The following is an 11,454-nucleotide window of genomic DNA, read 5'->3' as shown; positions in this document are numbered from 1 at the left end:
ACGTCCACGACAGCGCCGCTTGCAGCCGCCCGCCCGAAGCGTCCACCGAAGCCCTCCGCCCGAAATGTCCGCCCGAAGCCGTCCGCCCGACCATGGAGACGTCCTGATGAAGTCACGCCTGTTGATCCCGCTGGCCTGCCTCCTGCTGCTGCTCGCCTCGGCCCCCGCCTCGGCCGCCTCCTCCGCCGGTGAGCCCTTATCCCAGGCCGAGGCGATGCGCAGGCTCTCCTTCATGATCGGCGCCTGGGCCGGAACCGGCTGGACCATCCTGCCCTCGGGCGCCCGCCAGGAGTTCCTGCAGACGGAGTGGATCCGCTACCAGGCGGGTGACCTGGTCATCTCCGTCGAGGGACAGGGGCGGGACAAGGCCGATCCGCGCACGATCGTGGACAGCGCGCTCGCCGTGATCAACTACAACGACGTCACGGGGAAGTACCGCTGGGAGGCGTTCTCCCGGGGCTTCGTCACCACCGTCGAGCCGGTCGTCGGCGACCACCGGTTCGAGTGGAGCCTCCAGACGCCCACGTTCACCACCCGCTACACGCTGACGTTCACCGACACGGCCTGGCACGAGATCGGCGAGACCTCGGTCGACGGCGGGCAGAGCTGGCGGCAGAACTTCCAGATGGACCTGCGCCGCCTCTACTGATTCCGAAAAGCGGTCATCTACCTACCAAGGCGGAGAAAAGTTCAACTCTGAGTAGTTGAACGATCTCAATCGGTAATCTGTTCGGCATGTCGCCGACATTAGAACATGAGTACCTCATCGAACTCGTCCGTAACCGCCCGTCCCTGGTCACAACCTTGCTGGCCGAAGTGGGCGTTGCGGTGCCGGCCTTCGACCGGGCCCGGCTGGGCACCTCCGACTTCACCAACTGCCGGCCCACCGAATACCGGGCGGACTCCGTTGTCCTCCTGGATCGAGAGGACAAACCGGTGCGAGCGGTGGTGCTGGAAGTCCAACGACGATACGACAAAAGGAAAACCTGGTCCTGGCCCGTCTATCTGAGCACCTTGCGGGCGATCGAGGAGTGCCCGGTGGTGCTTCTGGTCTTCTGTCAGGACGACAAGACCGCGGAGGACTGCGCCGAGCCGATCGACATGGGGCATCCGGACTGGGTGTTGCGGCCGATCGTCGCGGGGCCTCGCCATATCCTAGAGTCACCGACATCGAACAGGCCTGCGACGACGCCGAGCTCACCGCGCTGTCCACCATCATGTACGGCGACCCCGAGACCCCGGAGGGCATCGAGGTCCTCCGTACCTTCTTCGAGGCCGCGGCTCTGCGGCCGAAGGGCCGGCCGAGTTATGCTCAACTCGTATTCGCGCTGCTACCCAAGTTCGACCTCGCTCAATTCGGCAAGGAGATCGGCATGGACGTGACCATCGAAGACGCCATGGTCCACCCTTTCGTCCGCGAGCTTGTCGAATACGGCGAGGCGAAGGGTGAGGCCAAGGCTGTCCTCATGATCCTGGACGGGCGGAACATCCAGGCCCCGTTCGAAGCGCGGCGTCGGATCCTCGCCTGCACGGACCAGGAAACTCTGAAGACCTGGATCGAAAGGGCGCTCGTCGCCACCAGTGGCGACGAACTGTTCGACTGACCCGCGGGCATAGGGCGGGTATGGCGACGTCTCGCCGTACCCGCTCACCTGTCGTCGGGGCTGTGGGCCGCCTTGATCAGGCGGGTCAGCGCGGCGTGCAGGTCCTGCAGTTCTTCGAGGTCCATGCCGAGGCGGGAGACGATGGCCGGCGGGATCTTCTCGGCCTGCGCCCGCAGCTCGCGCCCGGCCGGGGTGAGGGACACGACGAGCGAGCGCTCGTCGTGGCTGTTGCGCTCGCGGTTGACGTAGCCGAGCGCCTGGAGGCGTTTGAGCAGCGGGGACATGGTGCCGGGGTCGAGCTGGAGCAGCTCGCCCAGCTCTTTGACCGAGAGCGGCTCGTGCTGCCAGAGCGCGAGCATCGCCAGGTATTGCGGGTGGGTCAGGCCCATGGGCTGCAGCAGCGGCCGGTAGAGCGCGATCACGCTGCGGGAGGCGATGCTGAGGGCGAAGCACACCTGCCGGTCCAGCGCGAGGAGATCTGTCGTCTCCGTCACAGGCTCCATGCGATGGCACCTCCGGGGGCATCTGGTAAATTACTTTGTGTACTAACTAATAGTCCACAAACATTCTGTACGCAAACCTTCGGCCCCTGAAGGGACGTCCCCGTGTTTCACCGCAAGCCGATCGAGGAACGCATCGCCGAACGCCAGGCCAAGCTCCCTCCGCTGAAGGAGGGCAAGCACTTCGAGCACGGTCCGGCCAAGTTCGTGTTCGTCTCGTTGCTGGTGATCGTGGTGCTGGTCCACTTCGGCGGCCTGGCGCTCGTGATGCACTTCTACTCCTGAGCGCGGCCGATCCCGGACGGCGGGAGCGGTCAGTGCCCTTGGACGTGGCCACGGTCCGGGCGGTGAACGAGCTCATCGGGTAACAGCTCTCGGACGTACTCGGCGAAGTCCCGCATCCAGTCATCCATGCGCTCATCCTGTCCAGATCCGCTCTCGTACGGAACAGCCGGCGGACGCGGCGCTCACCCCTTGACGGCGCCCACGATCACGCCCTTGGTGAAGTGACGCTGCACGAACGGATAGATGATCAGGGCCGGGATGACCGCCACCACCACGATGGCCATCTTGATCGCCAGGGTCGGCGGGGCGTCGCCGGTCACGCCGGCCGTGGCCGCGGGCAGCGGGTTGGAGTCGACCACGTACTGCCGCAGGATCAGGGCGAGCGGCCACTTCCTGGTGTCGTCGATGTAGAGCATCGCGTTGAACCACGCGTTCCAGTACCCGACCGCGTAGAACATCGCCACCACGGCCGTCACCGCCTTCGACATGGGCAGCACGATCCGGAACAGGATCCGGAACTCCCCGGCCCCGTCGATGCGCGCGCTGTCCAGGATCTCCCCGGGGATGCTCATGAAGAACGAGCGCAGCACCACCACGTTGAACGCCGACACGGCCGTCGGCAGGATCAGCGACCAGTAGCTGTCCTTCAGCCCCAGCCCGCTCACCATCAGGTACACGGGGATGATGCCGGGGATGAAGACGAACATCAGCAGCACGCAGAACAGCAGCGGCCGGTGCAGGAACGAGCCGGGCCGCGACAGCGAGTACGCGCCCAGGATGCTCACCCCGGCGCTGACCAGCGTCCCGGCCACGGTCACGCCGGTGCTGACCATGACCGCGTGGCTGACCACCGTGTCGGAGAAGATCTGCCGGTACGCCTCGAACGTGATCCCGTCGGGCACCAGCACGAGCCCGCCCGCCCTGGTCACCGTGGCGGTGGAGCTCAGGCTGGTCAGCACGATCGTGTAGAGCGGGCCCAGCACGGCCACGACGATGATGGTCACCAGCGTGCCCTTGCCGACTTGGCCGACCGGCGACGGACGCTCCTCCCAGGGCGCCAGCCCGGCCGGCCGGCGGGTGCGGGGCCTGCTCGTCAGTGCCGTCATGATTTCGAATACACCCCTCGCTCGCCGAACGCGTGCGCCACCCGGTTGGCCGCCACGATGAGCAGCAGCCCCACCAGACCCTTGAACAGGCCGGCCGCGGCCCCGTAGCCGAGGTCGCCGGTCCGGATCCCCGACCAGTACACGAACGTGTCGAACACCTCGGACGCCTCGCTGCCCACGGCGCTGCGCTGCAGCATGAACTGCTCGAACCCGACGTTCAGCGCGTCGCCCAGCCGCAGGATCAGCAGCAGCACGATCACCGGGCGCAGGCCGGGCAGCGTGATGTGCCACATGCGCCGCCAGCGGCGGGCCCCGTCCACGGCGGCGGCCTCGTACAGGTTGGGGTCGATGGTGCTGAGCGCGGCCAGGAAGATGATCGCGCCCCAGCCGGCGTCCTTCCAGATGGTCTGGGAGGTGATCAGCAGGATGAACGTGTCGGAGTTCGTCATCCAGTCCACGGCCTCGCGGCCGTTCTCCCGCAGGATCTGCGCCAGCAGGCCCGCCCCGCCGAACATCTGCTGGAAGATGGCCACGACCAGCACCCAGGAGAAGAAGAACGGCATGTAGACCACGCCCTGCACGAACGCCCGCAGCTTCGCCGAGGCGAGGCTGTTGAGCAGCAGCGCCAGCATGATCGGCAGCGGGAAGTAGAAGACGAGCTGGAAGGCGGTGATCGACAGGGTGTTGGTGATCGCGCGCAGGAACTGCGGGTCCTCGAAGAGCAGCGCGAAGTTCGTGAAGCCGATGACCGGGCTGCCGAGGATGCCGTCGGTGTACGGGTTGTAGTCCTGGAAGGCGATCACGTTGCCGAGCGCGGGGACCCACCAGAAGGCGAGCACCACGAGCAGCATCGGCAGGTTCATCACCAGCAGCGGCCAGTCCCTGCGCAGCTTGACCCGCCACGTGGGCCTGGGCGGCGGGGGAGCGGGGCGCGTGCCGCTTCTGGCGGGCGGCCGGGTCGTCACCGTGCCCATGGCGGCGCCGTCCTGGAGACGTGCTGCGGCGTCGTCGCGTACGTCACGGGGGCTCACAGCCGCCCGTTGTCGCGGGCGACCTTCATGTAGAACTCGCGCGCCTCGTTGCCGCCGCCGTCCTGCCACTCCTTGAGGATCTTGGGCCACTCGGAGACGGGCCGCTTGCCGCGGTAGATCTCCTGCAGCTTGTCCTCGGTCGGGACCGTCAGCCCGGCCATCTTGGACGGGCGTTCCACCCGGATGCCGACGAACGGGTCGTCCTCCAGGATCGCCGCCGCCTTGGTCGACCAGTCCCACAGGCCCTGGACCAGGCCCTCGTACTGGCTCATCGCGTTGGCGTTGGGGCGGCCCGACAGGAACAGGTACGTGGGCGCGACCTCCTTGCGCCCGAGCGCGGTCTGCTTCACCTTGCCGCCCTCGACCGTGTAGTGCTTGCCCTCGACGCCGTTGGTGACCAGCTCGTACTCCTGGGTGCCGAACGGCCCCGACGCCCAGTTCGACAGGGCGAGCAGCTCGCGGGTGCGGGCGTCGCCGAGCCCCTTCTTGATGAAGACGAACATGCTGGCGGGCTCGTTGCGCCACATGATCGGCTTGCCGCCCGCGTGCGCCGGATAGGGATCGACGATCATCTGCCTGAAGCCGGGGTTGTCGGCCCCGAAGCGGCCCATGTTCTCGTGCCAGGAGCCGAGGCCGTCCCGGTAGACGATCATCTCGCCGTTGCCGAAGATGGCCTTGTTGTCGGCGTCCTTGTTGGCCACCACGTCCGGATGGATGTAGCCGGCCTCGAAGAGCTTGGTCGCGAACTCGATGGCGGCGGCCCACTCGGGGGTCTCGTACTTGTACTCGAGCGTGCCGTCGCTCTTCTTGCGCCACTCGCGCGGCGCGCCGAAGGCCCGCTGGAGCTCCTGGTCCATGCCGCCGCCGTAGGCCCAGCGCTTCTTCCTGGGGTCGGTGAGCTCCTTGCCGAGCGTGACGAGGTCGTCCGCGCTCTTGGGGTGCTCCAGGCCGAGCTCGCGCAGGATGTCGTCGCGGACGAACGTGGCGAAGGGGAACGGGTCGTTCTGCCACGGGATGCCCTGGAGCACGCCGCCGAAGACGCCGTACTGCCAGGCGGCGGTGTCGTAGTTGGCCAGCAGCGGGAACTCCTTGGCCTTGTCCCCGGCCAGATAGGGGGACAGGTCGGCGAAGAGCTTGTTGGCGGCCTCGGTGAAGTGGCCGATCTTGATCAGCTCCCACTCGGGGATCATCACCATCTCCGGCACGTCGCCGCTGGCCAGGACGGTGCTGAGCTTCTGCCCGTAGGTGTTGCCGTCGGAGATGTTGAAGCGGACCGTGCCGCCGAGCCGCTCGTTGACGGTGTCGTAGTAGGAGTTGTTGCCGAGTCCCGGCGGCACCGTGCCCCACAGCGGCGTCATCGCGGTCACCTCCTTGCCGCTGGTGAGCGGCTTGGTGGTGACGGCCCGCACCATCTCGGCGGGGCGGGTCAGGAAGCCGGGCTGGACGAACTCGCTGCCCGGCAGGTCCGGCTTGAGCCCGGGGATCTCGAACGGCGTCCTCGTGGGCACCAGGCTCTTGAGCTTGTCGGCCGCCACGGCCGTGCCCTTCGACACTTCCTTCTTCTCGGCGCAGCCCGCCACGAGGACGCTCGCGCCTACCAGGCCGAGAAAGCCCCGTCGGGTTGTTGAGTTCTGCATGGCTCTGCCCCTGTCCCTGTCGGGATGGCCGCTCTAAATTAGTTGGTATTCCGACCAAACAAATTAGTAGACTGGGACCGCACCCACAAGTGAGCACGATGGTCACAGGTTGGTGAAGGGAGCCGGCGATGCGGCATGCTGGGGTCACCTCCTGGCGGGAACGGGGCTGATTTGATCACTTCTACGACCGGGCCTCAGCCGGCCGACTTCGCCGACGTACGGGCCACCAACCTCGCGGTCGTGCTGCGCTTCGTCCGCGAGCACGCGCCCTGCTCGCGCGCCGACATCGCGGCCTCCACCGGGCTGAACAAGGCGACGGTGTCGAGCCTGGTCGCGGACCTCATCGATCGCCGGCTCGTCCGCGAGACCGGCCTGACGGAGAACCGCGTCGGCCGGCCGGCCACGATGCTCGTCCTCGACGGCTCGCCCTACGCGGCCATCGGCGTCGAGATCAACGTCGACACCGTGTCGGCCGTGGCCGTCGACCTGGCCGGCGAGCGGCTGCTGACCTGGCGGCGCTCGTTCTCGGCCGGCGACTCGGTCAACCAGGGCGTGGCGGCCGTCGGGGCGGTCGTCAGGCGCGTGGTCGGGCGCATGGCCAAGGAGGAGCGCCAGGTGCTCGGCCTGGCCGTGGCCGTTCCCGGGCTGGTCGACGTGCAGGGCACCGTACGCATCGCGCCCGGCCTCGGCTGGCGCGACGCCGACCTCGGCGGCGACCTGGCCAAGGCGCTGCGCGACCCCGGCTTCCCCATCCAGGTCGACAACGACGCCAACCTCGCGGCCCTGGCCGAGCAGCGCTTCGGCGCCCACGCCGGCGCCTCCGACCTGGTCTACCTCACCGGCGAGCTCGGCGTCGGCGCGGGCGTCATCCTCGACGGGCGGCTGCGCAAGGGCGGGCGCGGCTTCAGCGGCGAGATCGGCCACGTCCAGCTCGACCCCGAAGGCCCCCGCTGCCACTGCGGCCGGCGCGGCTGCCTGGAGGCCATGGCCGGGATCGCCGCCGTGCTGCGCAGGGACCTGTCGCCGGCCGAGACCCAGGTCGAGATCGAGGAGGTCGTGCGCCTGGCCCGCGCGGGCGACGCCGGCACCCTGGCCACGCTCGACTCCGTCGGCCGCCATCTGGGCCAGGGCGTGTCTCTGCTGGCCAGCCTGCTCAACCCCGAGGTGGTGATTCTCGGCGGCTACTACGTGCCGCTGGCGCCGTGGCTGCTGCCCGCCGTCCGCGACGAGCTGGCCGGCCGGGTCATCGCCGAGGAGGCCGGCGGGTGCCAGGTCGTGGCCTCGACGCTGGGGCACGACGCGGCGGCGCTCGGGGGCGCGGCCCGCGTGCTCGACTCCGTCGATTCGGGAAGATTGCCCGGGGGATTGTCGCGAATCCCTTGACCTTGGTCACGGCTGCGTGCACCCTTCAGTCAACCCACCGAAATGCCCGCGTAACTTCCCCAGGCCGGTCGTCGAAGCGCTTCGACACTCTCAGAGGGATGATCATGCAACAACCCCCCTTCCGTGACCCGGCGGTACCCCTTTCCGACCGGATCGACGACGTCCTGCGCAGGCTGACCCTTGAGGAGAAGGTGGGCCTGCTGCACCAGTACCAGGCGCCGGTGGAGCGGCTGGGCATCGGCGCGTTCCGCACGGGCACCGAGGCGCTGCACGGCCTGGCCTGGCTGGGCCCCGCCACCGTGTTCCCGCAGGCCGTCGGCCTGGCCTCCACCTGGGACCGCGACCTGGTCCGCCGGGTCGGCGAGGCGACGGGGGACGAGGTGCTCGCCTTCCACCACAAGGACCCCGCGGGCGCCGGGCTCAACGTGTGGGCGCCCGTGGTCAACCCGCTGCGCGACCCCCGGTGGGGGCGGAACGAGGAGGGCTACTCCGAGGATCCGTGGCTGACCTCCGTGCTGGCCGCCGCGTACGCCCGCGGGCTCTGCGGGCTCGACAGGCATCGTGGGAGCGCTCCCGGAATCCTCAGGACGGCCCCCACGCTCAAGCACTTCCTCGGCTACAACAACGAGACCGACCGGTGCACGACCTCCAGCAACCTGCCGCCGCGGGTGCTGCACGAGTACGAGCTGCCCGCCTTCCGCGCGCCCATCGAGGAGGGTGTGGCGGTGGCCGTGATGCCGTCGTACAACCTGGTCAACGGGCGGCCCGCGCACCTCAGCCCGCTGATCCGGCAGGTGCTGCGAGCCTGGGCGCCGGACGACCTGCTGGTGGTCAGCGACGCGTACGCGCCGGGCAACCTCATCGCGCCGCAGGCTTACCACGACACGCTGCCCGAGGCGTACGCGCACGCGGTCAAGGCCGGGCTCGACAGCTTCACCCAGGACGACGACCGCGCCGAGGCCACGCTCGGCCACCTGCGCGCGGCCCTGGCCCAGGGGCTGCTGGCCGAGGCGGACGTGGACGCCGCCGTGCGGCACGCGCTGTCGATCCGGTTCCGGCTGGGCGAGTTCGACCCGGCGACGCCGTACGACGACGTCAACGACAACGTGGTCAACTGCCCCGAGCACCAGGCGCTGGCCAGGGAGGCGGCGCGGCGCTCGTTCGTGCTGCTGGCGAACGACGGGCTGCTGCCGCTGCGCGACGTGACCAGGATCGCCGTGATCGGCCAGCTCGGCGACGCGCTCATGGAGGACTGGTACAGCGGCACCCTGCCCTACGCCGTCACCGCTCGCGCCGGGCTGGCCGAGCGGTGCGAGACCGTGTTCTGCGAGGCCGTGGACCGGGTGACGCTGACCGCCGAGTCCGGCCCCATCGCCGCCGACCCGGCCGGCGGGCCGCTCGGCGTGGGCGAGCGGGCCGGGCTGTTCGACCTGTTCGACTGGGGCGGGGGCGCGTACGCGCTGCGCTCGGTCACCACCGGCCGGTTCGTGTCCGTGGACGGCGTGACGCTGGTGAACGACCAGCCGGGCCCGAACGGGTGGGAGGTGCGCCAGACGTTCCGGATGGAGGAGCGCCCGCGCGGCACGCTCGCCCTGCGCCACATCTCGACCGGCTGTTACGTCGGCGCCGCGGACGACGGCGTGCTGTGCCTGGTGGACGACGCCGACCAGGCCGTCTGGCTGGCCATGGACGTGGTCAGGAGCGGCACGGAAGAGGCCGCCGGGCTGGCCGGTCAGGCGGACGTCGCGGTCGTGGTGGCCGGCGATCATCCGCTGGTCAACGGGCGCGAGACCGAGGACCGCATGACGCTGGCCCTGGCGCCCGCCCAGGACGCCGTGGTGCGGGCCGTGCGCGCGGCGAACCCGCGTACCGTGCTGGTCCTCACCAGCGGCTACCCGCTCACCTGGACCGCGCGCGACCTGCCCGCGGTGCTGTGGTCGGCGCACGGCGGCCAGGAGTACGGCCACGCCCTGGCCGAGGTGCTGTTCGGCGACGCCGACCCGGAGGGCCGCCTGACCCAGACCTGGTACCGCTCGGAGCGGGAGCTGCCCGACCTGCTCGACTACGACATCATCGCCTCCGACGCCACCTACCAGTACTTCCGCGGCGTTCCCCTGCACCCGTTCGGCCACGGCCTGAGCTACACCACCTTCGACTACGCCGGCCTGCGCGTCCGCCTGGCGGAGGACGTCCTGGAGGCCGAGGCCACGGTGACGAACACGGGCCCGCGCGCCGGCGTCGAGGTCGTGCAGTTCTACACCCACCAGCAGCGCTCCCGCGTCAAGCAGCCGCTGCGCCGCCTGCGCGGGTTCGAGAAGGTGCGCCTTGAGCCGGGCGAGAGCCGTACGGTGACGCTCCGGCTGCCCGTCGCCGAGCTGGCCTTCTGGGACGTCACCAGGAGCAGGTTCGTCGTGGAGCACGCGCCGCACCAGCTCATGGTCGGCCGCAGCGCCACCGACCTGCGCCTGAGCGCCCGCTTCGAGGTCGCGGGCGAGAGCGTCCCGCCGCAGCGGGGGCCGCTGCGCGCGTCCTGCCACGACGAGTACGACGCGATCACCTTCGTGGACGAGACCAGGGTGGACGGCGACGCCGTGCGCTCGGACGCCGAGGGCGCCTGGATCCTGTTCCGGCAGGTGGACCTGACCGGCCGGACGCGCTGCGTGGCGCGGGCGGGCAGCACCGAGGGCGGCGTGATCACCCTGCGCCGCGGCGATCCCCTCTACGGGCCGCCGCTGGCCACGTTCCCGGTGCCCAGGACCGCCCGGTACGGTTACCACTCCGTCGAGGCCTGGCTCGAAGACGCCGGCGGGGTGCAGGATCTCTACGTGGTCTTCGAGAACGAGGGCGTGACGCTGGCCGGGATCGACTTCGGAGCCGGGGCTTGAGCGGCCGCACGGTGACGATCGCGCAGGTCGCCAAGCACGCGGGGGTGGCCGTCAGCACGGTGTCGTACGTGCTCAGCGGCAAGCGGACGATCTCGGCCGACACCAGGCGGCGGGTGCTCGACAGCATCAGCACGCTCGGCTACCACCCCAACGCCGGCGCCCGCGCGCTGGCCAGCAAGCGCTCCAACGTGATCGCGCTGGTGCTGCCGCTGCGCGCGGGCATGCACGTGCCCGTGCTGATGCGCTTCGCCAGCGCCGTCGTGACGGCCGCGCGCCGGTTCGACCACGACGTGCTGCTGCTGACCGCCGACGAGGGGCCGGAGGGCATCCGGCGGGTGGCGGCCAGCGCGCTGGTGGACGCCCTGGTGCTCATGGACGTGGAGCTGGACGACCGTCGGGTGCCGCTGCTGCGCGAGCTGACCGAGCCGAGCGTGCTCATCGGCTTCCCCGCCGAGCCGGCCGGGCTCACCTGCGTGGACCTCGACTTCGCCGCGGCGGGGGCGCGCTGCGTGGAGCACCTGGCCGAGCGCGGGCACGAGGAGATCGCGCTGCTCGGGGCGCCGTCGGTGGTCTACGACCGGGGCACCGGCTTCGCCACCCGGACGCGCGAGGGCTTCGCGCGGGCGCTGGACGCCCACGGGCTCAAGGGCGTGACGCTGCCCTGCGAGGAGACGTTCGACGAGGTGTACGAGACCGTCCGCGACCTGCTCCTCGACCGTCCCGGCCTGTCCGGTCTCGTCGTGCACAACGAGGCGGCGGTGAGCCACGTGCTGGCGGCGCTGCGCCAGCTCGACCGGCGGGTGCCGCACGACGTGGCCGTGGTGGCGATCTGTCCCGACGACGTCGCCGAACGGGCCGGTCCGCCGCTCACCTCGGTGCTGATCCCGGCGGAGGAGGTGGGCAGGGAGGCGGTCCGCCTGGTCATGGACAAGCTGGAGGGCCGTGCGGTGCCCGAGTCGACCCTGCTGACGCCGCTGCTCGCCGTCCGCGCCAGCACCTGACCCGTCCAGGGCCCGCTGCGGC

At 70.1% G+C, this 11,454-nt stretch carries 10 protein-coding genes; 6 read left to right on the top strand and 4 right to left on the bottom strand.

Going from position 1 to position 11,454, the window contains the following annotated elements; genetic code table 11:
- Positions 1–106 precede the first annotated feature (106 nt).
- On the top strand, positions 107–649 hold the full coding sequence (locus OIE67_RS41075; protein WP_326630664.1) for a hypothetical protein: 543 nt from the start codon (positions 107–109) through the stop codon (positions 647–649).
- A gap of 568 nt (positions 650–1,217) precedes the next feature.
- Complete coding sequence (locus tag OIE67_RS41070) at positions 1,218–1,604, top strand: hypothetical protein (RefSeq protein WP_326630662.1); 387 nt, start codon at positions 1,218–1,220, stop codon at positions 1,602–1,604.
- Positions 1,605–1,648: 44 nt separating this feature from the next.
- Here OIE67_RS41070 and OIE67_RS41065 read toward each other — a convergent pair whose 3' ends face one another.
- On the bottom strand, positions 1,649–2,107 hold the full coding sequence (locus OIE67_RS41065; protein WP_326630660.1) for a MarR family winged helix-turn-helix transcriptional regulator: 459 nt from the start codon (positions 2,105–2,107) through the stop codon (positions 1,649–1,651).
- Between the two features lie 102 nt (positions 2,108–2,209).
- Between OIE67_RS41065 and OIE67_RS41060 the strand changes: the two genes are divergently transcribed.
- Positions 2,210–2,389, top strand: coding sequence for a hypothetical protein (locus OIE67_RS41060; RefSeq protein ID WP_326630659.1), 180 nt, complete (start codon positions 2,210–2,212; stop codon positions 2,387–2,389).
- A gap of 182 nt (positions 2,390–2,571) precedes the next feature.
- On the opposite strand, the gene OIE67_RS41055 is transcribed toward OIE67_RS41060, so the two are convergent.
- Genes OIE67_RS41055 through OIE67_RS41045 form a run of 3 tightly spaced genes read right to left on the bottom strand, consistent with a single transcriptional unit; the run spans position 2,572 to position 6,163 of the window.
- Positions 2,572–3,495, bottom strand: coding sequence for a carbohydrate ABC transporter permease (locus OIE67_RS41055; protein WP_326630657.1), 924 nt, complete (start codon positions 3,493–3,495; stop codon positions 2,572–2,574).
- Positions 3,492–4,526, bottom strand: a complete 1,035-nt coding sequence (locus OIE67_RS41050; RefSeq protein ID WP_407674775.1) for an ABC transporter permease — start codon at positions 4,524–4,526, stop codon at positions 3,492–3,494. Before OIE67_RS41050 ends, OIE67_RS41055 begins: the two co-directional genes overlap by 4 nt.
- Positions 4,523–6,163: an extracellular solute-binding protein gene (locus tag OIE67_RS41045; protein ID WP_326630655.1), complete on the bottom strand. Its 1,641-nt coding sequence runs from the start codon at positions 6,161–6,163 to the stop codon at positions 4,523–4,525. The genes OIE67_RS41050 and OIE67_RS41045 overlap by 4 nt, the downstream gene beginning before the upstream one ends.
- A gap of 171 nt (positions 6,164–6,334) precedes the next feature.
- Here OIE67_RS41045 and OIE67_RS41040 point away from each other — a divergent pair, with 171 nt between their 5' ends.
- The 3 genes from OIE67_RS41040 (at position 6,335) to OIE67_RS41030 (ending at position 11,432) form a co-directional block, all read left to right on the top strand.
- Complete coding sequence (locus tag OIE67_RS41040) at positions 6,335–7,546, top strand: ROK family transcriptional regulator (protein WP_326630653.1); 1,212 nt, start codon at positions 6,335–6,337, stop codon at positions 7,544–7,546.
- Between the two features lie 98 nt (positions 7,547–7,644).
- Positions 7,645–10,431, top strand: a complete 2,787-nt coding sequence (locus tag OIE67_RS41035; RefSeq protein WP_326630651.1) for a glycoside hydrolase family 3 C-terminal domain-containing protein — start codon at positions 7,645–7,647, stop codon at positions 10,429–10,431.
- The gene (locus OIE67_RS41030; RefSeq protein WP_326630650.1) at positions 10,428–11,432 is read left to right on the top strand and encodes a LacI family DNA-binding transcriptional regulator; all 1,005 of its coding nucleotides are present in this window, start codon (positions 10,428–10,430) and stop codon (positions 11,430–11,432) included. Before OIE67_RS41035 ends, OIE67_RS41030 begins: the two co-directional genes overlap by 4 nt.
- The last annotated feature ends 22 nt before the right edge of the window (positions 11,433–11,454 follow it).

It is taken from the genome of Nonomuraea fuscirosea (assembly GCF_035917475.1).
Taxonomy (GTDB): domain Bacteria; phylum Actinomycetota; class Actinomycetes; order Streptosporangiales; family Streptosporangiaceae; genus Nonomuraea; species Nonomuraea fuscirosea.
The sequence above is the reverse complement of the archived record's forward strand: the minus strand, read 5'-3'. Positions and strand labels throughout refer to the sequence as shown.

Bases quoted from the DNA above. Each gene is read 5' to 3' on its own strand.
- OIE67_RS41075 (WP_326630664.1), top strand. From the start codon at position 107: ATGAAGTCACGCCTGTTGATCCCGCTGGCCTGCCTCCTGCTGCTGCTC.
- OIE67_RS41070 (WP_326630662.1), top strand. From the start codon at position 1,218: ATGTACGGCGACCCCGAGACCCCGGAGGGCATCGAGGTCCTCCGTACC.
- OIE67_RS41065 (WP_326630660.1), bottom strand. From the start codon at position 2,107: ATGGAGCCTGTGACGGAGACGACAGATCTCCTCGCGCTGGACCGGCAG.
- OIE67_RS41055 (WP_326630657.1), bottom strand. From the start codon at position 3,495: ATGACGGCACTGACGAGCAGGCCCCGCACCCGCCGGCCGGCCGGGCTG.
- OIE67_RS41045 (WP_326630655.1), bottom strand. From the start codon at position 6,163: ATGCAGAACTCAACAACCCGACGGGGCTTTCTCGGCCTGGTAGGCGCG.
- OIE67_RS41035 (WP_326630651.1), top strand. From the start codon at position 7,645: ATGATCATGCAACAACCCCCCTTCCGTGACCCGGCGGTACCCCTTTCC.